General features: G+C 41.7%; 24 protein-coding genes. 1 reads left to right on the forward strand and 23 read right to left on the reverse strand.

Features of this window, described 5'->3' with window-relative positions; genetic code table 11:
* Positions 1-20 precede the first annotated feature (20 nt).
* The 16 genes from ulaA to RV13_RS09725 all read right to left on the reverse strand — a co-directional run bounded on the left by ulaA (position 21) and on the right by RV13_RS09725 (position 14,934).
* Positions 21-1,295 carry a PTS ascorbate transporter subunit IIC gene (gene ulaA, locus RV13_RS09655; protein ID WP_060789206.1) on the reverse strand — a complete coding sequence of 425 codons (1,275 nt, stop codon included), beginning with the start codon at positions 1,293-1,295 and terminating at the stop codon, positions 21-23.
* 18 nt (positions 1,296-1,313) lie between these two features.
* On the reverse strand, positions 1,314-1,595 hold the full coding sequence (locus RV13_RS09660; RefSeq protein ID WP_082718852.1) for a PTS sugar transporter subunit IIB: 282 nt from the start codon (positions 1,593-1,595) through the stop codon (positions 1,314-1,316).
* On the reverse strand, positions 1,592-3,658 hold the full coding sequence (locus RV13_RS09665) for a BglG family transcription antiterminator (protein WP_028020258.1): 2,067 nt from the start codon (positions 3,656-3,658) through the stop codon (positions 1,592-1,594). Before RV13_RS09665 ends, RV13_RS09660 begins: the two co-directional genes overlap by 4 nt.
* Before the next feature lie 537 nt (positions 3,659-4,195).
* Positions 4,196-4,687, reverse strand: coding sequence for an AraC family transcriptional regulator (locus RV13_RS09670; protein WP_028020257.1), 492 nt, complete (start codon positions 4,685-4,687; stop codon positions 4,196-4,198).
* A 37-nt stretch (positions 4,688-4,724) separates the two neighbouring features.
* Entirely contained in the window at positions 4,725-5,099 is a 375-nt protein-coding gene (locus RV13_RS09675) for a helix-turn-helix transcriptional regulator (RefSeq protein WP_010744126.1), read from the reverse strand.
* Between the two features lie 1,038 nt (positions 5,100-6,137).
* A complete protein-coding gene (locus RV13_RS09680) occupies positions 6,138-6,935 on the reverse strand; it encodes an ABC transporter permease subunit (RefSeq protein WP_249024470.1) in 798 nt (265 codons plus the stop codon).
* A gap of 4 nt (positions 6,936-6,939) precedes the next feature.
* On the reverse strand, positions 6,940-7,167 hold the full coding sequence (locus RV13_RS21345; RefSeq protein WP_249024471.1) for a hypothetical protein: 228 nt from the start codon (positions 7,165-7,167) through the stop codon (positions 6,940-6,942).
* Positions 7,154-7,858 carry an ATP-binding cassette domain-containing protein gene (locus tag RV13_RS09685; RefSeq protein WP_249024472.1) on the reverse strand — a complete coding sequence of 235 codons (705 nt, stop codon included), beginning with the start codon at positions 7,856-7,858 and terminating at the stop codon, positions 7,154-7,156. The genes RV13_RS21345 and RV13_RS09685 overlap by 14 nt, the downstream gene beginning before the upstream one ends.
* Before the next feature lie 219 nt (positions 7,859-8,077).
* Entirely contained in the window at positions 8,078-9,013 is a 936-nt protein-coding gene (locus RV13_RS09690; RefSeq protein ID WP_028020256.1) for a nucleoside hydrolase, read from the reverse strand.
* Positions 9,010-9,807, reverse strand: coding sequence for an energy-coupling factor ABC transporter ATP-binding protein (locus tag RV13_RS09695; protein ID WP_028020255.1), 798 nt, complete (start codon positions 9,805-9,807; stop codon positions 9,010-9,012). Before RV13_RS09695 ends, RV13_RS09690 begins: the two co-directional genes overlap by 4 nt.
* Entirely contained in the window at positions 9,804-10,643 is an 840-nt protein-coding gene (locus tag RV13_RS09700; protein WP_028020254.1) for an energy-coupling factor ABC transporter ATP-binding protein, read from the reverse strand. Before RV13_RS09700 ends, RV13_RS09695 begins: the two co-directional genes overlap by 4 nt.
* Positions 10,640-11,377, reverse strand: a complete 738-nt coding sequence (locus RV13_RS09705) for an energy-coupling factor transporter transmembrane component T (protein WP_028020253.1) — start codon at positions 11,375-11,377, stop codon at positions 10,640-10,642. Before RV13_RS09705 ends, RV13_RS09700 begins: the two co-directional genes overlap by 4 nt.
* Positions 11,370-11,978, reverse strand: coding sequence for an ECF transporter S component (locus RV13_RS09710; RefSeq protein ID WP_028020252.1), 609 nt, complete (start codon positions 11,976-11,978; stop codon positions 11,370-11,372). Before RV13_RS09710 ends, RV13_RS09705 begins: the two co-directional genes overlap by 8 nt.
* A gap of 132 nt (positions 11,979-12,110) precedes the next feature.
* On the reverse strand, positions 12,111-12,815 hold the full coding sequence (locus RV13_RS09715; RefSeq protein ID WP_028020251.1) for a Crp/Fnr family transcriptional regulator: 705 nt from the start codon (positions 12,813-12,815) through the stop codon (positions 12,111-12,113).
* 111 nt (positions 12,816-12,926) lie between these two features.
* A complete protein-coding gene (locus RV13_RS09720; RefSeq protein ID WP_028020250.1) occupies positions 12,927-14,249 on the reverse strand; it encodes a sensor histidine kinase in 1,323 nt (440 codons plus the stop codon).
* The gene (locus tag RV13_RS09725) at positions 14,242-14,934 is read right to left on the reverse strand and encodes a response regulator transcription factor (RefSeq protein WP_060789207.1); all 693 of its coding nucleotides are present in this window, start codon (positions 14,932-14,934) and stop codon (positions 14,242-14,244) included. Before RV13_RS09725 ends, RV13_RS09720 begins: the two co-directional genes overlap by 8 nt.
* 231 nt (positions 14,935-15,165) lie before the next feature.
* Here RV13_RS09725 and RV13_RS09730 point away from each other — a divergent pair, with 231 nt between their 5' ends.
* A complete protein-coding gene (locus RV13_RS09730) occupies positions 15,166-16,134 on the forward strand; it encodes a sialidase family protein (RefSeq protein ID WP_028020248.1) in 969 nt (322 codons plus the stop codon).
* Between the two features lie 75 nt (positions 16,135-16,209).
* Here the strand turns inward: RV13_RS09730 and RV13_RS09735 are convergent, their stop codons facing one another.
* The 7 genes from RV13_RS09735 to RV13_RS09765 form a co-directional block, all read right to left on the reverse strand.
* Positions 16,210-17,157, reverse strand: coding sequence for an LCP family glycopolymer transferase (locus RV13_RS09735; RefSeq protein WP_028020247.1), 948 nt, complete (start codon positions 17,155-17,157; stop codon positions 16,210-16,212).
* 25 nt (positions 17,158-17,182) lie between these two features.
* Complete coding sequence (gene wecB / locus RV13_RS09740) at positions 17,183-18,280, reverse strand: non-hydrolyzing UDP-N-acetylglucosamine 2-epimerase (protein ID WP_028020246.1); 1,098 nt, start codon at positions 18,278-18,280, stop codon at positions 17,183-17,185.
* Between the two features lie 166 nt (positions 18,281-18,446).
* On the reverse strand, positions 18,447-18,929 hold the full coding sequence (locus tag RV13_RS09745) for a DUF4352 domain-containing protein (RefSeq protein ID WP_028020245.1): 483 nt from the start codon (positions 18,927-18,929) through the stop codon (positions 18,447-18,449).
* Positions 18,930-18,945: 16 nt separating this feature from the next.
* Positions 18,946-21,831: an immunoglobulin-like domain-containing protein gene (locus RV13_RS09750; protein WP_060789208.1), complete on the reverse strand. Its 2,886-nt coding sequence runs from the start codon at positions 21,829-21,831 to the stop codon at positions 18,946-18,948.
* A gap of 65 nt (positions 21,832-21,896) precedes the next feature.
* A complete protein-coding gene (locus RV13_RS09755) occupies positions 21,897-22,580 on the reverse strand; it encodes a CpsD/CapB family tyrosine-protein kinase (RefSeq protein WP_060789209.1) in 684 nt (227 codons plus the stop codon).
* A gap of 21 nt (positions 22,581-22,601) precedes the next feature.
* Entirely contained in the window at positions 22,602-23,375 is a 774-nt protein-coding gene (locus RV13_RS09760; RefSeq protein ID WP_028020242.1) for a YveK family protein, read from the reverse strand.
* Positions 23,376-23,410: 35 nt separating this feature from the next.
* Positions 23,411-24,094: a sugar transferase gene (locus RV13_RS09765; protein ID WP_028020241.1), complete on the reverse strand. Its 684-nt coding sequence runs from the start codon at positions 24,092-24,094 to the stop codon at positions 23,411-23,413.
* Positions 24,095-24,147 lie beyond the last annotated feature (53 nt).

Below are 24,147 nucleotides of genomic sequence, written 5' to 3' on the forward strand. Positions count from 1 at the left end.
TCCTCCAACAAATTCTTTATTTAAAATATACTTTGTAATAATTGTCGGATATAATAAATGAGTAGCCCTACAATATTAAAGTCTGTTTCTGGGAAAGATGTACCAGTTAAGCCGATATTTTCCATAATTGGGTAGATTAATGCTGGGCCAACAGCAATCAAGATACCCACCACAAAGGAACCAACCACGCAGCCTTTCCAGCCGCCAGTGGCATTTCCGAATACACCAGCGGTTGCACCAATGAAGAAATAAGGTACTGCTACCGGGATAATCACAATTGTTCCAATCAGTCCCATAATGATCATGGTAACTAGCCCACCTGCATAAGCTGCCAGAAAACCAATGACAGTCGCAGTTGGAGCAAATGGAAAGACTACCGGACAATCTAAAGCTGGCCTTGCGTTAGGAATTAGCTTTTCTGAAATTCCAACAAACGCGCTGACGATCTCTCCCAGTAACAGTCGTACTCCGGTTATGATTACATACAGAGCTGCTGAAAAGCCTAAGCCTTGAAACAATGGATAAACTAACCAATTCACCCCGCCAGATAACTCTTCAACGGCTCCTTTTCCAGCTGCGATCGCTGCAATATAAAAGAAGATGATCATCGTGATGGAAACCCCTACGACATAATCCTTAAACATGGTTAACCAGCCCGGTAATTTCAGATTCTCCGTGCTATCCTCCGGTTTACCGACTTTCGAGCCAATCCAACCTGAAATCGCATAACCGACTGTTACATAATGCCCCATTGCCAGCTCGTCATCGCCTGTAACTTTTCGCATGTACGGCTGAGCGATTGCAGGAAACAACCCGGCACAGATACCTAAAATAATTCCTCCAAAACCGATTGTCAGTGAGTTGTTCATCCCTAAAGACTTGAACATGATGGTTAGCAACGCCGCCAAATATAGATTGTGCTGTCCTGTTAAGAAGATATATTTTAACGGCGTAAATTTCGCTACCAGCAAATTACACAAAAACCCGATCAACATAACCAGCGAGACAGTCGTACCGAATTTGTCCTGCGCCAGCGCTGTTACCGCTTCGGCTAATGGTAAAACACCTTTTAAGCCGAACCCTTCTGCAAATAGTGCCTGAAAACTATCCAAAGAGGTAACTGCCGCTGCCGACCCAACTCCAAAAACTAAGAAGCCAACAATCGTTTTTAAGGTTCCTGAAATCACTTTATCTGCTGGCTGTTTTTGCAGTAACAGCCCTGTTAAGGCAATAATACCAACTAAAATAGGTGCTGAAGATAGTAAATCAAACACCACTACCTTTAAGATTCCCATTGTTTTTCCTCCTTCATATTAATTTTGACTGTCAAAAAAAGCCTGTAATTTTGTTTCAATCTCTTTTTTGTCCATCAGATTATTAATCCCAATGATGTAAGGCACCTGACCTTTCAGCTCATCCGCAACATCTACCATTGTAATCAGCAGGTCTCCCTTAAAACTTTTTACATCATCCAATGTGCTATGTTGGACCTCCAACGGAAACTGGTGTGCTCGCACGACTTGATCCACTTTGATTTTCAACATCATACTGGAACCCATTCCTGTTCGGCAGGCAATAAGTGCTTTCTTTATCATTTTTGCATCCTCTCTTTCTCAAAGTTTGTGATGAAATCAATAACTTCCTCTGGTTTTTCGGCATTATCCAATATTTGATAAAAAGCTTCTTGATCCAATAATTCGGCCAATTCAGACATAGCAGTCAAATGAGTTTGATTATCCAATGCACTTAACCCAAAAATGTATTTCACGGGATCATTCTCTTTGTTACCGAAAACGACTGGTGTCTTTAACGTTGCAATGCTTATACCGATTTTTTTTGCTCCAGATTCAGGACGAGCATGAGGCAGTGCAACATGTTTTGTAATGACGATATAAGGTCCTGTTTCTTTTGTGGTTTGAATCATTCCATCTATATAGCTAGGTTCTGCAACTCCCGTACTGACTAAAACATCTGTAGAGTTACGAATAGCCTCTTCCCAATCGGCAGCTTCGACTTGCAATTTCACCAAGTTCTTATTCGTAATTTCACTTAACAACGGATATTCACCTCCTTCTTCAATAACAATTTTAGAATGATTTGTATCTGCCAGAATCAGCAACTCATTTTCAATTTTTTCATATTGCTCATTAGTAACGTGTTTTTTAACAACCTTTAGAGCATCTGCTAGTATGGGATCTAGTAATGATTCATCGTTCAATAGTCCGTACACACGCCCAATCAGCTCAAACTTTTCCTTTGCTGTCATGATTGGATTCACCACAATAAAGGGAATACTAATACTTAAGATATTTGGGGTAATCGTTGTGGTAAAAACAATATCGAAATGATCTGTTTGTAGTTCTTTATGGTAATCTTGAACAAAGAATTCGATACTCGGAAAGAGCGATTCGAGCTCTTTTTGCAAAATGATCGAAGTGCCAATTCCATTAGGACATAAAATTAACCCTCGATTTCTCTTCACTTGCTCCTCTTGTTCCTCAAATGCAGCAGCAGCAAAATGAACCGTCAAAAATGCAATTTCATCTGCAGGTAGTTCTCGCTTAAACAATGGCTGGAGCGGCCTAATTGCCTCATTCACGAGAGCATAGGTTTCTGAATATTCTTTTTTTATTTTTGGTGTCAACGGATTAATAATTGGTAAATGATAAAATAATCGATAGTAGGTTGGTCTAAAATGTTCATACAATCTGCGAGTTACCGCTTCCCTGTCCAAAAATCTAATACCAGATAAGCTCTCAAAACGCGCAATCAATCGCTGAACAATCTTCTTGATCATTGAACGGTCAGAAGTAGCACTATGGATATTTCCAGTGGATAATCCTAAAATCCATGCAGCGATATAATAGATATTTTCTATTCGTTCAATGTCAAAATATTCGCAGATATTCAGACTAAACTGATATTCATTTGACTGCTTATCAATAAAATCACTATTTATTCTTTGGAAGCCTTTCTTTTTGAAGCGTTGGATTAATAAAATAAAACAATACGTAAACTCCTTAAATTTATTCTCAAAAAAAGAAATTTGATGTTGCTTACTCGCAGCTAAAATCTTACTTTCAAATTTTGAGTAATCAATGCTAAACTGCTTTTTCAAATAGCTTTCCAAAAAAAGCTCTCCATTGTCCTGATGCAAAAAGGTAATTATTGTTTTCATTACCATGTAGCGAATATTTGCCTCATCACCGGATAAATAATACCCTCTAACTCGAGTGTATTCGACATTAATATCATTCCTTCGAAGCTGCTGTTTCACCTCCTTTAAATCACCAACAACTGTAGACCGGCTACTATCCAACATTAGAATCAAATGATCAATCGAAAGATATTCCAATGAACAAGATAAGGTTAAGAGAATCATCAACCGACGATTTTCTTTTGAGTGATAAACATCCGAAAAAAATTCCATTTTTAGCAAATAATTTTGCAGATGTTTTTCGGCCTGACCGTTAATCCTCAGCTCGTTGCCACTGACTTTAATCAACTCTTCACTTTCAGAAAGTAAATCATTGATTTTTTTGATCGAATACGTAATCTGCCTTCGTGTAAGTAAAAATTTGCTTTCTAATTCGGCGGTTTCCCTTCGATTTCTAAAAGCAATCTCATGAAGAATTTCTAAATCTTGACTATCAATCATTTTCCTCAGCTCCTAATCAAAATATACTGTCAGCGCTTTCGCTATTCAATATTTATTGAATTCATCTTTTGTTTCAATGTCTTACAAATAATAAACAGACAGGTGTGAAAGAATTAAAAATCTCACTCTTATTAACGTTTATTCTGCACTAAAGATAGAATAAAAAAACAGTATGCAAAAATCTGTTTACCTCCAAAAAACTTCCCATCTTTCCATATCTTGAAATCGAAATGACTTAGAAATAAAAGAATGGCATTCTGATAATCGACATGCAAAAAAAGACACATTCTTCTCGAATGCCCCTTCTTTGTACGTATGCTAATATATATTTTTTAACAGTTCTGCCAACATTTGACTGGCCTATTTGCTGCCATAACATTCATTAAGTACTAGTAGTATTCATATCACTTTTTTAATATCCCAACGATAAATCTTCTGCTACAAATATTTGAATTTCGTCTCGATTTTCCTCCATAATTCTACCAAACAAAACAGCCACTGATCCAACGACCACAGGCTGCCTCTTCCTATCAAACGCTAAACAATCGGAATATAAATATCCGTCAAACTAGTATCCTTCATATTTTTCGGTGGTTCTGTTACATATAGTTCAAATGGGACGGCATCGCGGGACTTGGCTTTGTCTTTAAACAGCCACTCTTGATACATGTACTGCCAGGCCTCGCCGTACTGCTTGGCGTTCATCTCAAAGTGTCCAACGCCAAATTTCCCTGAAATGCTAGACTCACACACATTTCCGCTTTCAATTACTTGTGCCTCTTGCGGAATGGTCATCGCGACACTGGTGCGCAACTTCTTTTCCTGGGTGATAAAAGGATTGTCATCGTACATCGTTAACACCTTGGTTTCGTTTTGAACGATCAAGTCATTCTTAGTTGCGAAGTCAAACAACTCCTTAAACAGCTTCCCGCTTTGTTTTCTGAATTCTCCATAACTGCCTCGAAAGCGAATATAGATGATTCTTTGATTCGATAATTCCTCTGTGGTGATAGCAATTGGTTCAATCATGGAATCTCCTCCTTGTTTTTTCCTTTTACAAGATTGATTATTCCATGAACCAATCAGGATTTCTTGGCAATTCTTGCTGTTTTCGATAGTTCATAGGACTGACACCAAATTGTCTTTTAAACGAGCGGCTAAAGGAACTGGAATCTGTATAGCCATATTCCATCGCAATCGTCGTTATCGACAACTTCGGATTGACGCGTAAAAAAATTGCAGCACGCTCTAGCTTGAACCTCGTAACGAATTCATTGACGGTCTCAGAGGAATACTGTTTAAAGATTCGATGAAAATGAAAGTCGGACAAATGAGCATTTTTCGCCAGATCACTTAACGTAATCGTTTCCTTGAGATGACCCTCGATGTAATCTTCGGTTTTGTTTATTAATCGGAGATAAACCTGCTTAGAGTTCGTCATCGTCTCTTTCCTCTCTTAAATCACTGATATGCAATTATTATAGCAGAATGGAACCCTCCATTTTTTTCGTCGAACAGTCTTCTAAAAAACTTCGTGAGGATAAAGATATTGGTTAGTCGTTTTCGATAGCAAGTTTTTCTGTTTGTAAATAGTTTTTAGAAAGTATCTATGCAACAACGACTAATACCATCACAGAAATAATCCCTGTTTCCCCAACAAGAAACGGCCGCTGGTCAAACACTTCCTGAGCGCAGCATTACAGCAGCCATTGGATACGCTAAAGCCATAATTAGGATGAATAGGGTTTGCAGCTGGTACCATAAAGGGATCGCCGAAACGTCGCTAGCTAAGAAGACTGGGAGATACCAGAGGAACTAGAGAATGCCGCAAATTACTGTTCCTTTCTCGAATCCATAGAGCGCATTTAGTTTAGGCATCATTTACCCCCAACAGTCAATTTCTTCACCTAATCCTGTGAAAAGATAGGTTAATAATAAAAAACAGCTGCGGTCGCTTCAGAAGCTTGAACAGCATGTTCTCACCGAGGACAGAGCTGCCATAAATCAATGCATAGATCGAATAAGAAATCCCCCAATATATCAGCGGTAATAAAAGAGCATAGAGCAAGTACTTTATTCGTACTTTTCTGATCATCAGCGTCTTTTCTCCTCGGTGATAGATCAATTGCGGCAACACCAGGACACCACATGAGGAAGGGGCTAGCATCAAGCACGTTCTTATCGATAATCAAGTAATAGAAAATACTGCTGAGAGTTAGGCAGAGAATAGTAAAAAGAAGCGATGTTTTTCCGTTTTTGTCATCTATTATTCCATTCTTCAATCATGCTGGAAGCATGAACCGAGTATGCCATTTGAAGCTTGTTCTTTCTAAAATAGAATAGTTAAAAAACCGAATGAAGACGGGATATCCCAACTTCACTCGGCTTCTTAACACAAAATTCTATACCAACTCATTTTCTATATGAAACATTCACTGTTGACTTTTGAGACAATCAGCAAATGGAAATTTCTCGGATATTAGGTAATATCTGATTTTGAATAGCTCCGTAGGCCAAGATACAAAATAAGCCCGTCTAAGACCATCCAGAATAACAGCACCAACCCTACATAAAGAAACGGAAAATCCCAAAATCTCGCCATCATTGAAAAGGACGATAGCGGGTCGCATAGCTTCAACCATTCAGCTTTTGGAAACAGCTGATAGAGTTGATAAGTGACGGATGGAAAGACGATCAAGCCAATTAGATAAGCAGCTATAGTAATACTCGTCTTTTTGGAGAAAACCAAGAGAAGGTATCCAATGGCGATCATCCCAATATAAAGTGGGACAGACAAAACTATTTGAATCATCATTCTTAGTAATAGACCAAAAGTAAAACCGCCAAAGCCAAATAGAATGATCCCTGCGACCGCACTAACAAATAAGCAGCAGACCGTGTAGGTAAAACAGCAGAGAACTCCTGTGATGCATTTTGCAAGGTATACCTGCTTCCGATCAACAAAATAAGACAAGCTGTTTCGAATCGTGCCGGCTGAATAATCCGCACCTAAAATCGCTACCGCGAAGGTTAAGATGAAGAACGGGAATAGACCATCGTCACGCATCTGTTGAACAAAGGCACCACCGTTTGCTGGGAGTGATCGAGCGGCGCTCGCTGTAGATTGAACACCAACACCGCCAAAGCCGCTGCCAGAATTCAGCATATTCATTCCGGTAATAAGAATAATCGTCATGCCCGCCAGTAGTACATTGCGAACCGCCGATCCCCGTTTCAATCGGTATACATCCGCTCGGATTATATTTTTCAAATCCATCTCTTTAATCTCTCCCTTCGATAATTTGGATGAAATAATCCTCCAAGTTGATTTTTACTTCATTAGTAGAATAGATTTTTATCCCATTCTTACTCAACTGTTCTAGGGCTGCCGGCAAGTCGTTCATATAGTCAAACAATCGAATTTCGTTTTTAGGGTAAACTTCAAATCTATCTTTTTTGATCATTGATTGAAGGATAATCCTTGATTTATCAGCATTATCTACCCTCATGGAGAGGTGTCCTTGCGTATTTTTTTTCTAGTTCTTTTGAGGTAAACTCTTTTAAAAGTTGTCCATGGTGAATCACACCATAGTGAGTCGCGACCTGTGTCAGCTCAGAAAGGATGTGACTTGAGAGCAAAATCGTAATGCCGTGTTCCTGATTTAATCCATGAATAATGTCACGGAATTCGATCATACCAGTTGGATCTAAGCCATTAATGGGTTCATCCAAAATCAGCAGCTCCGGCTCACCCATGATCGCTAGAGCCAACCCAAGCCGCTGCTTCATCCCAAGAGAAAACTGATGAAACGGTTTGTCGCCAGTGTCGCTTAGATTCACCTGCTGCAATACCCGTTCAATTTCCTGTTCTTCAGAACTCCCTCGTTGAATACGGTAATACTCGAGGTTTTCTCGAGCCGTCAGCTTCGGAAAAAAGGCGGGTGTCTCGATCATGGAACCGATTCGTTTGCGGGCTGAAATCAACTCATTTTTTTCACTGCTGCCAAAAAGTTCGATACTTCCGCTCGTAGGCTGGATTAATGCGGTGACCAGTCGCAATAAGGTCGTTTTCCCCGCGCCGTTCTGCCCGATGAAGCCATAGATTTCTCCCCTGTTCAATGTCATTGACAGGTTATTTACCGCCCTGCGGCCTGAATACTCTTTAACAAGCTTATTTGTTTTTAAAACTATTTCGTTCATTTTATGGCTCCTTTTTTCGTTCGATACTGCTATTACTATAGCCCTCCAACCTATACCGAACCTTGAATTTTGAGCCTCGATTGCCCTTAACAAATGGAAATCGAACTGCATTGTTTTGAGTGTTTTTGAAATGAGGAATTTCCTTCATGGAGAAAAAAACACCCACCATAATTGGCGAGTGCAGGGGGATCTGTCTTCAAATTTGCATTAAAACTTGGTTTATTGCCCTTGGCTATCAAACCATGCTAAAGCGTTCTTCAATACCTCAACAAATTTTTCACGATGTACTTCTTTTAAAACGAATGTGTTCTTATCAGCTGAAGCAATTCTTCGAAAATCACCATAGGTCAATCCCCGCGCGGGAGACTCATCTGTAATGACATGAATATCTGCGAAGCTTCCTTCGAAGATCTCTGGTTTTAATAGATAGACTATCGCGCATAGATCATGAATCGGAGAGTCTAAAAAGCCGAATTGACGACCCGACTGGTTATAAAAGGACAACAGCTCATACGCTAAGTGACTGACTTTTCCTTTATTCTTAAGCTGTTCAATCTCAGTAACGGTGATCTCAGCCTTTTCCGTCACGTCTAAACCAGACATGATAATTGGGATACCGCTTTGAAAAACAATCTCCGCGGCATCTGGATCAACGTAAATATTAAATTCGGCTAGCGGTGTTTGATTGCCGTGATGAAGCCCGCCCCCCATCAAAGATATTTCTTCAACCAGAGGAAGGACCTCGGGGTAATTTTTGATGAGCAAGGCGATATTGGTCAAGGGACCTAGGGCAACCAATGTAACAGGTTCATTGGTTTTTAGAATCGTCTCCGCTAAAAACTGAACACCGTTGGTTGAACAGATCGGGTAATCCGCACCATCAAAATAGGGCCCATCCATTCCAGAAGCCCCGTGAGCTTCAGGGGCAGTCTGGAGTGCCTTAACTAAAGGACCTGCTTGTCCTGATGCCAAAGGAACCTCAACATTTAAAAAGCTTAAAACATTTTTCGCGTTATCTGTGACCTTCTTCAGCGTTTGATTGCCGCCGATCGTAGTGATTCCCAACACAGTAAAATGCTCTGGATTCGCTAGAGCGGCAATGAGCGCCAGCGCATCGTCATGACCTGGATCGCAGTCAATCAGAAGATTTTTCATGTGGTAACCTTCTTTCCTAGTTCATCCATCGTCATGATGCCTTCAAAGCCCAACGCTTTCGCTAATTGACAAATATATGGCTGCTTTAAGGCACTGACCCTTAGGATTTTTTCATCCCAAAAAATTTCTCTCGGTGTTCCTTCTTTTTGTAATTGCTTCTGGGCAAAAACTAACACGCGTTGAAATTCCTTAATTACAAACTCCATATCATGTGTGATGGTAATAACAGTTTTATTCTTGGCCGTTAATTCCTTAATTAGTTGACCTAACAATTCTGTCGATTCGCGGTCTTGACCAGCCGTTGGTTCATCCAGTATCACAACCTTAGGGTCCATAGCCATAACCGCGGCAATGGTGATAAATTTTCTCTTTGAATAAGGTAAATTATAGGGGTGTTCCTTCAGGACTTCTGTTAAGCCGCATAACTCGGCTGCTTCCTCCACCCGCTCTTTAACAATAGAGGTAGATAGTTTTTGCTTTTTCGGACCGAAGGCGATTTCCTTTTCAATGCTCTCTTGAAAAATTTGATCGTCTGGATTTTGAAAAACATAGCCGACGTGCTTTGCCATTTGAGCGGTAGTAAGTGTGTGCGTTTCTTTTTCATCAATTAAGACTCGTCCTTTAGTTGGTCGCAATAGACCGTTCATTAATTTGACCGTTGTTGTTTTACCAGCACCATTTTGTCCTATGATAGCCACAGATTCTCCTAATTGAAAGTCCGCCGAGATGTTCTGGACTGCCTCAAAGCCATTGGGATAGGTAAAGCTGACATTTTCTAAGGTTAAGACATTCATGATACGGCGCCTCCTTTTAGTTTTCTGATTGCTTCAGCCATCGTAATTGGCACAGCGTCTGTTTGCTTTAGCTGCTTTAAATAGAACAGCGCTACCTGCGGCAAGGAACCACCGTGTATTAAAATGTCAGGATCGCTTAAAACCTGGTGGGCGGTCCCATGCTTTATGACTTGTCCCTCTTCTAATAGAATAATTTCATCACAATACTCGGCTAATAGATCCACCTTATGTTCAATCACGACGATCGTCTTTCCTTGTTTTTTTAGTTTGGCGATAATTTCAAAAACTTCTTCCGTACTTTGTGGGTCTAGCTGTGAAGTCGGCTCATCAAGAAGAATTACCTCCGGATCTAACGCAACAATCGAGGCCAAGGCGACACGTTGTTTTTGTCCGCCGGAAAGCTCGAAAGGGTTCTTTTCTTTTAACTCCTCTAGCTTGAAGAGTGCTAATAATTCCTGTACCTTTTTGCCCATGACTTCTACGGATAGACCAATATTTTCCATCCCGTAGGCCAGCTCTTCCTCCACTGTATCCTTTACTCCAGAGATTTGAGTGAACGGATTTTGTGAAGAATAGCCGATCTCAGCAGCCAGTGCACCGATATTGTATTCTTGAATAGATTTGCCCTTATAAGCGACTGTGCCCTTCAGCTCTCCTAAAAACATCGCAGGAATGAAGCCTCGCATGATATTACACAGTGTGGTCTTCCCTGATTGATTGCTGCCGATCAATCCATAAACTTTCCCTGCCTCAATGGATAGGTCAACATTTTTGATCGTCGCCTCAGCATCTAATGGGTATCGATACGTAACATTTTCAAGTTCAATTATGCTCATAATGGCCCTCCTACAAAATATGCGATTAATCCTGAGAGACAAAGAATCACGACAATATAATCCACTGCGGTTTTTTTAACTGAGTAATAGGCCGTCTTCCGGATTGGCGCAGAAAATCCACGAGCCTCCAAGGTCAATACGCGTTCATCTGTTTGCTGGATGGAGGTTAATACTAATGGTCCCATCATAGGGATAAACGCCTTCATACGAACAAGAACAGAGCCTTCTGTCTCTATCCCTCGTGCCCGCTGCGCACCTGAGATCGTGCGCGAAAGCTTGCTCATTTGAGGAACCAATTGAATCGTCGCAGAAATAACAAAGGTTACCTTCTTTGGAATCCTAGCTTTTTCTAACGCTGAAACGATATCCTTCACACTAGTGACCTGAAAGAACCAGATAATAATGGAGCTGATCGCTACAATTCGTGAGGATAAGCCAATGCTTGTGGCCAACCCGATTTGAGAATAGCCGATAAACCACCAGATCGATTGACTGTCCTCGTTTTGCACGATAAATACCTGAACTAGAAAAATAAACAACACAATGATAAAAATAGATTTAAAAAAGGTAGCTAAAAATCGGCCTATATTCCCCGAACAGAGGCTCAATAAGAGAGAAAGTCCAAACAATACATACTGCACCACATTAGCTGTCGAGAACATACTGATGATGATTACAGTCAGAACAATCATTAATTTTGTTGATGGGTACCATTGATCGATCGATTTAGCCATGCTTCAGGACCTCCTTGCTAATGTAAGGTGCGCCATAATTCAGTTTAATTAAAAAGCGTGGAGGAATACGTTTGACCACTAAAAAGCTGATCGCAAAATTCAAGATCGTATTGATCGTACCAGTAATCATATTTGTTGAAAAAACGGAGTCCCATAGCTGACGGCCAGCCGCTAGAAAGGCCGCGGTCACCAAGTCTGTCCCTGCTCCTGTAATCCCGCCAAACATAAATACAGTCACGACTGCAGCTGTCCCAGCAGAAACGATCGTTAATACTCCGCAAGCCACGATTATCCCGATTAGATGATTAAAAAATTTAAAGCGTGAGAAAAAGCCGGCAAAAAGGCCAATACTCATAGAAACTAGACCATAAGGAATCGCAACTGGATTCAGCATGCCGTTTACTACATTTCCTAAAAACCCTGTCATCAACCCAACCCACGGACCAGCGACCATTGCTACCAAATATGTACCAATTTGATCAATAAAAACTGGAAGCTTTAATATCGTACACAGTTGATAACCTACAACATTCAATGAAACACCTACAGGAATCAGCATCAATGCCTGCAGCCCAAAGTCATATCTTAAACCTCGTTTCATTTCTTCTCCTACTTTCCTTTTTTAGAAAACAAGCCGTCTCTGTAAGGGCTTCCTTCCTTTTTTTCTTAGTATAATCAAAATGAAAATGCCACGAAAGGTCACATGTCCTTTCGTGGCGGAAATACCCAATTTTCAAATATGGATCAAATGCTCCTGTAATCTTTGCCGTTCATTCGGCCCGATATAAATTTTACGGTTTCTGCTGCTGATTTCTTGATTGTCTCGCAGCTTCTTTAAGGAGCGCCCGACGGTTCGAACACTCATACCCAGCTTATTCCCAATCTTTTCTCGGTTTTCCTTCACCTCAATGAAATCAGTCGTAGTACCCGCCTGCTTGTCATAGTACTCAACGAGAAAATAGCGGAGTCGGTCCACGCCTTCAAGCTGATAAAAAAGACCATCATTTCCTGAGCGATGATACAAATCCTCTGCTAAAAGATTTGCGCTTAGCCTTAATAAATCTAAGTCCTGCATGATCCATTGATAGACTGTCGCAGATGGAACACGTACCGCGTCAACATCAGCGGCGCAAGTAACCGTCGCGATGATTTCCTCTTTCTGAGCTAACGTTTCCAGAAGCCCGATGCTGCCATTCGTTTCATCAAGTTGGAAATAGTCATACTCGCTGCCGTCTTCATATTCTCTTATCCCGACGGCTACGCCACTACGAATAAAATAGATATATTCTGGAAATTCACCACGTGTGACGATCTGCTCATTGTTTTTAAACTTTACACTCGTATACTTGTCGCCTAGCCTATCTTGGATTTTAGTATAGTTAAACCGCTTCTCACTCCCGTAAAGCTGCCACATTTTTTTTAATCGATTCCTCTCCAATAGCGTCTCCTCTCAATTTTCCATCATCCAGTTACCCTCAGCATCCTGTTCATTGACTGTTTTAATGACTATAGCATACGCACGTATCCTGACAATACCAACAGTATCTCCTTACCCAATTTTTCTGCTGCCGTTGTGTCCTTCCTTTTTAAGGGGAAGTCGAAGAGTGAACTTCGTTGTCTCATTTAGGGTACTCTCCACCTTGATCGAACCATCTAATTGCTCTACGATACTTCGCGCAATAGAAAGGCCTAACCCATAGCTACCTGTGTGCTTTTGACGAACCTCGTTGGTCCGATAAAAGCGATCAAAAAGCTTGGGAAGATCCTCCTCAGTGATCCCAGCCCCAGTATTAGTAAAGGTTATTTTGATTTCCTTCGCTTTTGATTCCATCAATACATCAAAGGTTCCCTTTTCATCGGTGTATTTCCCAGCATTCTCGATGAAAATATCGAAAAGCTGCTGTAGCAGAGCTGCATCGGATTTTACGACTACTTTGGTCAGCTTTTGATTGACCGTAATTGATTTCGCCGCAAAGATCGTCTCGTAATTCGATAATGTATCCCTTAACAGCTCGTCAATAGAAAATTTCGTGAAGGTCATTTGCTCAAAAAGATTGTCCGTTTTCGCAATCGTCAGCATTTTGTTCACTAGTCCATTCATCCGCTCTGTTCCCCGCGAAATATTGTCCAGCCAGTTTAATTGTTCCTGTATCGTGTCTTCCTGACTAGAATAGAGAACACCAACATTGGTGGAAATAATACTTAACGGCGTCTTCAATTCATGGGAGGCATCTGCGATAAACTGTTTTTGCTTTCGCCAAGCTTCCTCCATCGGAGCAATGGCACGATTCGTGAAATAAATGATGATCAGGAAAAAGAAGAGCAGTAAGCCCACTCCTACAACCACTAAGGTCATTGAAAGAGAAGCCAAGCTCTTTTTCGAGTCTGTTATATCTAAAAAACGCATCAGGTAGGTCGCATCATTTTTGCTGATATTCTTGTCCGCGTCCTCATAGTCAAAATCTGCGATAGCCGGTGCAACCATGTATTGCCATTCTCGACCATTCATTTTTAGAGTACCGCCTTCTTGATTCTTCCATGCGTATTTAGCTGCTTTTTTATACTGTTTTTTTGACAGCTCTAAGGCAGAATCAATCATGATCGGCTTGCCGTTTTCATCCACCAGCATGTTGAAATAAACCCCTGCACCAGTGACAATCCGATTTATCTCCATGGTGTCGGCAGGTTTCTCATCAAAGGTCACTTTGCCGCCGGTGATTCGCAGCTGCTCCGCCTGATTCAATTTATCCAGATTATCGGACTGCTGCTTCAAGTAGGTCGTGATAAAAATTGTTGTGAAGGCTGCGATCAAAATGATCGCTACAAATCCTGTCGTCATCAGGATCAGACGTTTCTTAAATTGATTAATCATTGATGTCACCATTTGAAAATTCTAGGCAATAGCCTAGATTCCGTACCACCTTAATCTGTGTCCTACTGTTAACCTGTCTTAATTTCTTCCTTAAAAGAGAGACATGCATTTCCACATGATTGTACTCAGCCTCTGAATCATAGCCCCACACCTTCTCGATGATCTGATCTTTTGAAAACAATCTCGGATAATTGGTCACTAAAATTTCTAAAATATTTGCTTCCTTTTTCGTTAAGCGAAGCGCTTCGGTGTGCGTTTTCAAACTCAAATTATAGGGATTTAGTTCAAAATCACCAAAAGTGAGAATTCCATCGATCTTGAATTCTCCTTTTCTTCGTCCTAAGGCTTTTAGTCTTGCGATCAATTCCTGATACTGAAACGGCTTGCACAAATAGTCATCCGCTCCACTATTCAAACCATCAACACGATCCTCCAGCTCGCCCTTTGCAGTCAGCATGAGTATGGGAATATCAATGCCCTCCTCTCTTGCTTCTTTTAACATTGTCAATCCATCCTTTTTCGGAAGCATAATGTCAAGAATCGCTAGATCATACACCCCTGAGCGTAAGCAATCGCCCCCATACTCTCCGTCATCGGCTAGATCAACTAAGTAGCCTTGTTTTCTTAAAATTTGTGCCGTCGCTTCTGCAAGCATCGACTCATCTTCTACAAGTAAAACTCTCATTTACTGTCCTCCTTACCACTCAGCGTCTCCCTCATTATATAAGATGAAGCTCTAATGAAGCTTGAATACTAAAAATAACACCTGTAACGATTGTTTTTTTAGTAAAAAATAAAACTTCCCCTCATCAAAAAAATCTTACCTAATAAAAAATAATTTTTCTCTTGCGATTACAGCTTCATTATAGCTTCATCCCCTACACTAAACTCAGAAAAATGAAATGAGGTAGATATTATGAATAACAAGAAGTCAATGAACGATCATCCGAAGCAACCGGCCTCCTGGTCCGCTATTTTAAGAAACCTGCCTTTTACGGTCAGAGTATTCGGTCTCACTATTTTAATTGGTCTTTCACTTATGTCCTACAACATTGGGAAAGCCGTTGCTGAGGCAACCGCCTATAACCAAACGGACGTTTCCTTCACAAACAAGAGAAAACAAAAAACAAAACTGGATGATGTGAAAATTCGTCGGAACAATGGCAAATGGGAATTCTCTTCCGATGAAGGCGTGTCATGGTCTACCACTCCGCCAGAAGGCCTCTACGAAGATGAAGATGGGCGTCTGCGTTACAAAAATTCTAGGTCAGAAAGCATCAGCCGCTCCTCGACTGAAGACATCGTCAACTTTCCATTTAGTGACAATTCCATCAATGGGACGATCATGAAGCGCAAAGACAATAAATGGACCTTCTCCTCTGATGACGGAAAGACCTGGACAGAAGAAAAGCCAGCAGGCGTGGAAATCGATAAGGATGGCAAATTGACTTGGAAAAGTGAGGATGAGAAAAATGTCTCAACGTTTGATCCGAACAGCAATCAATGGAAGTATTCTGAAGATGGAGGGAAGACTTGGTCCGATCCATTAGAAGAAATTGAGGATTGGCTTGATAAAGGCATTACCGTTCCGGTCGAAGGGGGTGTTTCAATGAAGGTTAATGATGGGAAAATCCAGTATTCCACAGATGGTGGAAAGACCTGGTCCGAGGAAGCACCTGAAGGCTTTGAAGACAAGGTGAAATCCCTCATCACTAAACAATCAGAAGACGGGAAGACCCTCTACTCCACTGACGGCGGGAAAACATGGAGTGAAGAAAAGCCAGAGAACTTCACGATTCCAAATGTCGAAGATCTGCTAGATGACCTTCCGGATGAACTATTACCTAAGTCTGAAGATATAACGAGTAACTCCACGGCCATTTAAGCGATTGAAGCTGTAAAAAAGGCAGAGACTGAACGAATCGGTCTCTGCCTTTTTGCAGCTTCTTTTAACTAAAACTTATTTCTTCAACTGCTCCTTCAAAAGTCCCTGAACTCTGGCTAATTCATCAGGTGAAATTCGTTGATAGGATACACCGTCCTGCATGAAGCCTTCTCCCTTTGCTTGTTCAGATTGAATCGTGCGGAAGGCACCACGATAGTTTCTTGCCAGCAGCTCTAGATTTTTGAAGGAGAGGTCTGTTTGGATATTGCTGTCTAGGCTGGCTAGAATTTCCTGATAGCTGCTTAGTCCCTTGATACTGACTGCCTGCTTCATGATTCCTGTGATCACCTGCCGTTGTCTGGCCTGCCGTCCGTAATCCCCTTCCGGATCATCGTAGCGCATACGGGAATACTTTAATGCCTTGCTACCATCTAAAAACTGTGGTCCTTTTGGAAATTCGGTTTCCTCATAGGTAAAGGCGAAGGGATTAGAGACCTCGATTTCTCCCACAGCATCCACCAGCGATTCGATGCCCTTCATATTGATCGTCACATAATAATCGATGGGAATAGCCATTAATTTTTCGATGGTGGCGATTGTCATGGCTGTCCCGCCAAAGGCATACGCATGATTGATTTTATCCATCGTATCATGTCCGACAATCTCGCCATAGGTATCTCGTGGAATGCTGACTAGAACGGTTTTCTTAGTAGCCGGATTGACTGTCGCTACCATGATCGTATCTGAACGTCCCTGCTCTGTTCGGCCCAAAGAGCCTGTATCGACCCCTAAGAGCAATACGCTAAAGGGCTCCTGCTTCTTCAAATCAACCGGATCTAAAGCCAGCGTTCTCGCTACGGCTTTATAGGCTTCATCGGTGGTTTCTTTCACATCATACAGAATCTTTGCGCCGACAGCCGTCAGCAGCAGGACTAGGAAGAGCAGGATACTCACTAACGTAATCAGGATTTTCTTCAGCTTCTGCTTACGCTGCTGAGTATTGCGCTTTTTCTTTTTCCCCATTTGCTTCCTCCATTACTTGATCGTCCTATAAGTTCTGCGCCAGGATGTCAGCGATTCGTTCGCTGGCCTGGCCGTCACCGTAAGGATTCACTGCCTGAGCCATTTTTTGATAAGCTTGCTTGTCTTCGAGCAGCTTCAGGGTTTCCTGATAGACCGTTTCTCGATCTGTGCCCACGAGCTTTAAGGTCCCTGCTTTTATTCCTTCTGGTCGCTCCGTCGTTTCACGCAGGACCAACACAGGAATGCCAAGGGACGGCGCCTCTTCCTGCACGCCACCAGAATCGGTCAGAATCAGATCACAGCGCTGAGCGAAATTATGAAAATCAAATAGGTTCAACGGTTCGATCAGCTGAATGTTCGTTAGTGTCCCTAGCTCTTTTTCGGCTAATTGACGAACCACAGGATTTTTATGCATTGGGAAAATGATCTCTAGCTCTTCTTTTTCCTTCGCCAGCTGTGCCAAGGCTTGAAAAACACTCGTCATCGGCGCTCCGATATTCTCTCGACGGTGCATCGTTACTAACAATCGAGTTTTATCAGGAGCTGTCAAAGCGGGGTGGGAATAGTCTTCCTTCAGCGTATACTTCATCGCATCGATCGCAGTATTTCCTGTAACAAAAATCTGCTCCTGCGGATGATTTTCCTTCTGTAGATTTTCAGAACTTTCCTTGGTCGGAGCAAAGCAAAGATCCGATAAAGTATCAACCAATTGGCGATTCATTTCTTCTGGAAAAGGGGAATACTTATCCCAAGTACGCAAGCCCGCCTCTACATGGCCGATAGGTATCTGCTGGTAGTAAGCGGACAATGCCGCCGCAAAGGTCGTGGTCGTATCGCCATGAACGAGAACAATATCTGGTGCTTCCGCTGTCAGTATCGGCGAAAGCTGTTCAATGATCTGTGTCGTTATCTCACTTAAGCTTTGCTTTTCCTTCATAATATTCAGATCTGCGTCCGGTGTGATCTGAAAAAAATCCAATACTTGATCTAGCATATCGCGGTGCTGACCTGTAACGACTACTTTTGATTGAAAGCGCGGGTCCTTTTCCAGTGTCTTCACTACGGGGGCCATCTTGATCGCCTCTGGTCTGGTGCCAAAAATTGACAATACTTTCATCGGCATATGTATCTCCTTTTTATGCGTATTCTTCTGCTATAACAAAGAATCTTGAAGGAGAAGCGTTCCTCCTTCAAGATCCTTCACTTTCATACAAAACTTAGCGGATTAAGGATCTAATCAATAAAAGATCCATTGCTCTTTGCGAAATATCGGACAATGAAAAAATCAATTATTTTAGATTCCATGTTTTAAGGGCTTTACCTGCTGGAGCATATTGTAGCTGCTTCGCCTTTTCTCCTTGCCCGATCAGATAATACAACTTGCCCTTAGCGGTTTCATCTGGCTTCAAGACACCGCCAAATGCCTCCATTTCCTCAGTGACGCTGTAGGCTTTATCCTTTTTATCGGTCACCAGTCGAAAATCGATCGCTCCCATACCTTTATCGTCGGTACCAATATTTTTGTACTCTACCGTAAAGGTGATCAGCTGCTTCGGCTTTTTGGCTTGGTCCACAGACTCACTGCTGGTCACGTCAGTAATTTTCATTTCAATCCCATCCGCTGTGAAAGGTTCGTTCAATCCATCTTTTACTGCTACTTTAGCAACTGGAGCAGTGCTTTCTCCGCTGTTATCTACTTGCTTATTATTCGCAGATTCGCATCCCGTTAAGAGAAAACAAACCGCAACAATACTTAATAATAATTTTTTCATCCAAAATCTCCGTTCGCTAGTTCACTTGAACTGTTTTTCTATCTAATTCCTTGCCATCTGGATCATAAGCAACCAAGTAAACACTGTCGCCCTTTTTGATCGCATTGCCGACATAATAGCTGAAGCTACCATTTTTGAAGGTTCCGCCAATGGATACCAATCCGCCATTTACATAAAGACGTGCTTGCTTCACATCGCCGACATAAATCCCAGTGATTTCAACTGCGCCAACTGTGTAAGCATTTGGTGAGATGCTGCCTGTGTAAGAGGAGCTAGTGAAGGAAACCTTCACGTTTTCTTGTAACAGGACATCATTTTCTCCATAAGCATTTAATGTAACAACATCGCCTTCTTTAATGCTGCTGCCGACATAATAAGTGAAGGTACCATTTTTAAAGGTGCCGCCCCAAGAAATGACATTGCCGTTTACTGATAGACGCGCTTTCTTCACATCGCCTGTGTAAGTTCCGGTAATTTCACCATTTCCAACCGTATAGGTGTTTGGTGTGATGGTCCCTTTTTGTGCAGGTGCTTGCTTCACAGTTACACGATTGTTTTGTGTCAATACGACGTTGTTTTGGTCATAGCCATTGATAAACACGCTGTCGCCTGCTTTGATGGCGTTTTTGCCAACCCAGTAAGTGAAGCGTCCGTTACTGAAGGTACCGCCTAGAGACAACACTGTTCCGTTTACGATGACTTTCGCTTTCTTCACATCGCCACTGTACGTACCAGTAATGTATTCATCGCCAACTGTATAAGCATCAGCTAAAAGAGTGCCTGAAGTAGTAGACTCTACTTGTACGACTTTGCTGTCTAATTCCTTATCCTCAGCAGAAAAAGCAACTAAACGAACATTTGAACTTTTTGAAATGACATTTTGACCCACATAGTAAGTGAAGGTACCATTCTTGAATGTGCCGCCTTGTGAGATCAATTTGTCATTGACGTACAATTTCGCCTTCTTCACGTCGCCTGTGTAAGTTCCGGTAATTTCAACCGCACCGACAGTGAATTTGTTTGGTGTGATGGTTCCTTTTGCTTCTGGTGCAGCAAGGATCGTCACTTTGTTGTTTTGGCTTAGCACATCGCCGTCAACGTCATAGCCGTTGATCAATACACTGTCGCCCGCTTTAATCGCGTTTTGGCCAACCCAGTAGCTGAATTCGCCGTCTTTGAAGGTGCCGCCTAAGGAAAGAACTTTTCCGTTTACGATAACTTTCGCCTTCTTCACATCGCCGGTATACGTTCCGCGGATGTATTCATCGCCGATTGTATAATCGTACGCTGAAATTGTTCCGCTGTAATTAGACAATACTTTGACTGTTTTTTCATCTAATTTCTTTTTATCCTTGTCATAAGCAACTAGAACGACCTTCGAATTTTTCTTGATCAAGCCGTTGCTTACTTCATACGTGAACTTGCCATCTTTTAATGTACCGCCGCTTGAAACCAAATGATCGTCTACATAGAATTCAAGGTAAGAAACATTTCCTTCATACGTACCAGTAATCATACCTTCTCCAACAGTGTAGTCGCTCGGTGTGATTCCGTGTACGCTAGCTTTTACTTCTACTTCAATGTCTTTTGTCGCAACCCCTTTGTGGCTGTCTTCTACTGAATACGTGATAAAGTATTTACCAACGACATTGGTATTGACGGTATTTGATTTAATAATGATTTTTGAAGTCAAGTCGCCGTCTTCTTCATCGTGAGCGGTAACACCTTCTAATGGATTGAATGGTTCGCCTTTTTCGATGACTTTGTTTTCAGCGTTGATAACGGGTAGTGAATTTTCACCAACGGTAACTTCAATTGTTTTTGTAGCTGTCAATCCATGACTGTCCGTAATTTTATAGGTCACAGGGTAAACACCTGGTACATTACTTCTTACTTGATTGTCAGTAATCACAACATTTTTAGTAATATCACCGTCTTCTTTGTCGATCGCTGATACACCCTTCATAGCAAATGAACCAGTGAAATCATCACCTAAAATAATCTTGCGGTTTTCAGCTGTTAGAACAGGTTTTTCTGTTCCATAGGCTGGGTCAAGCTGTCTGTATTCCAAGTAGCCGCTAGATTCTTTTCCGCCACCGACAGTCCAGTCAATGATGTTGGTGTCTTGCGTCAACGCAGTATCGAAATGATATTTTCCGTCTAACGAGTTTGGTACACGAATTTCTGTATCCGTCACAAAACCACCAAGGTCAATATTTACCGAACAAAATACATGTGGTAAAAGCCCAACAATTGTCGTAACTTTAGGATTTTGAATAATCAATGAGCAGCTTTCTGGGTCTACCTTGATATCTGTTGATTTGTAGGTATAGGATTTGATCGGAATACCCAGATTGTAGGCCTTCATTTCACCTGATAAATAATTAATAAAGCGCGGATCTTCTAATAATGGTTTGAATTCGTTTGGTAATTTGATTTGATAGAAGGTTTTGTCCGCGATTCCCAGATTTGCAAGTTGAGTAATGTTCAAATCAACCGTCAAAATTCCTTCTGTTTTTTGGTTATTGATCACTAGCTCTTTGTTTGTAGAAGTTTTTAGACCAATCTTTCCCCATGCGATTAATCCAATATCCATCGGTTGGATAAGGCTGCCAGAATCTGCCTGTTGTTCACTATCAACAGTCGATTCTTCTGTACCTGCTTCAGATTCTTCTGTTGTCGCAGAAGGCGTTGTTGCTTCTGGTGTTTCTTGGACTGACTCCTGAGTTTGTTCTGGAGCCGCCTCAGGCAAGCTGTCTGTTGTCAGCTTATCTGTTTGTTCTGGTGCTACCTCTTCTGTATCTGCTGTTTTTTCTTCAGCTAAAGATACGACAGGCATTAACCCCGTATTCAGTAACATTAAACTGCTTGCACCAATGGTTAATAATTTCTTTTTCTTCACTATTTTTTCCCCTTTCTTTTCTCCTGATCTTCGTTGAAACGCCGCCTATTCATCCATCACCCCCTCTAATACTTGTAGTATTTATAATTTCCAGCCCCCATGGATTTTGCTCCGTTATAAACAACGCCGATCAGCCGTGCCTTCGATCGTTCGAGTAAGGTTTTACACTTTATCAAATTGTTTCGTTTCGTACGATTCTCCCGAACAACTAAGATCACCCCATCGACTTTAGAGGAAAAAATCTGCGCGTCCGTCACTACCAATAACGGTGGTGAATCCACAATAATGGCATCGTACTGATCCTCTAACTCGCTAAAAAGCTCATTCAATCGAAGGGAGTTCAGCAGCTCCGATGGGTTGGGCGGAATCGGCCCTGCAGGCAGAAAATCTAAATTTTTCACCTGAGTCCGTTGAATTGCTTCGTTCAGTGAACTCCTTCCGTTGTTTAACAAGGTGCTCAAACCCACGGCTTGGCTAGAACGCATATTAAAATATTTTCCGGCAGTAGCTCTCCGCAAATCGCCATCAATCAATAAAACCTTCTTGTTGGTCTCTGACATCACAACAGCTAGATTGGCGGCTAAGGTGGTTTTTCCTTCTTCCTGCTCCGTGGAGGTCACTAAAAGCAGCTTTAAGGGGTCGCCTGCAGAGGCGGCAAATTGAATACTGGTTCGTACATTTCGGTATTGCTCGGTGATTGGTGAAAATCTATTTTCAATCGAAATTAACCGTGTTTCTCTTACTTTCATGAATACGCCCGCTCCTAAACTTTAGACTCGTTTTCTTTGTCTTCTCGACACACTAAGAGAATCCTCCGACAAATTCTTTTTCAGAAGATCCTTGTCTTTCGCAGACATCTTCATGTCCACATTGGTGGTATGGGGAATGATCCCTAAAGTATTGGTGCCAAAAATCTCGTAAATCGCCTGCTCTGATTTAATCGTCTGATCAAAGCTCGCCCGCAGCAGAATAAAGAGAAAGCCTGCCAAACCGCCGACAAAGAAGCTCAGCATCAGGTTCAATTTATGATTGGGAGAGATTGGGTTTCTGCTGGCGGTCGCACCTGAGGTAATCGAGATTTCACCAGGGATCTGACTTTCTGCCAAAGCCTCCTGAAACACCTGTGAAGTTGTGTTCGCTATATAAGCCGCCAATCTTGGCCGATCACTCACGGCTCGAATGGAAAAAAAAAGCGAGTCTTGCTGCTGCTCTAAAGTGATGGCCTCTCGCAGATCGCTAACGGAGAGGCTTTGATTCTCTTCACTCTTCAGCTTTTCCTGTACTCGCCCTAACACAAGATCGCTCAACACTAATTCCTTATAGGTCTTCACTAACTGCAGGTTAGCGGTAATCTCGTTGGACAAGTTTTCTTCTGTCGACTTGGTCGTAGCAATCATCTGGGTCTGGGAGCTGTATTGAGGGGTAATCCAGAAAAAGGAAATATACCCGCCAATCAACAACCCGCCGATACTACAAAAGATAATGATAGGTAATTTTTCCTTAATGGTTCGAAACAAAAAGGAAAAATTGAATTTTTCATCCATAATGGTCAGTTGCCTCCAATAGTTTATGTACTGGTTTAATAAGCACCGTAGTGAGTAACGATCACCAGTAAGGTTTTAAGCATGATTTGAACATCTAAAAGGAAGCTTCCTCTATTTAAATAGCGCAGATCCAACTGAATCATTTCTTCAAAATGAAGCTTATTACGACCACTGACCTGCCAAAGCCCTGTACAACCAGGCTTTACTCGCAAACGTAAACAATGGTAAGCGGAATATTGCTCCACCTCTCGAGGCAGAGCTGGTCGAGGTCCTACGATCGACATTTCTCCTTTTAATACATTTACTAGCTGAGGAAATTCATCGATACTGAACTTTCGCAAAAAGCCACCCACTCGAGTGATTCTCGGATCACGCTTCATTTTGAACATTGGTCCTTCAATCTCATTTTTCGCCATTAAATCAGCAAGCTGCTTCTCGGCACCGACATACATCGTTCGAAATTTATAGATAACAAATGGCTTGCCGTTCAATCCGACCCGTGTTTGGGTAAAAAAGATCGGACCTTTAGGATCTTCCAGCTTAATCAACAGTGCCGTAAAGGCTAGTGGTATCAAAAGGATCGCTAAACCCACAATACTTACAAAAATATCGATGACCCTTTTTGTTCTCCTGCCAAAAAAGTCAGAAGTACCGAAATCGTCTTGATTAGATAACACGAATTCTTCAATCGAAGAATTATTTTCATAAATATTATTCATCTTTTCACTTCCAAAGGATCGGCATCAATTCCGATGTATTTTTCTTTCCTGCA

The sequence above is a fragment of the Enterococcus raffinosus genome (genome assembly GCF_001886185.1).
Lineage (GTDB): Bacteria > Bacillota > Bacilli > Lactobacillales > Enterococcaceae > Enterococcus_A > Enterococcus_A raffinosus.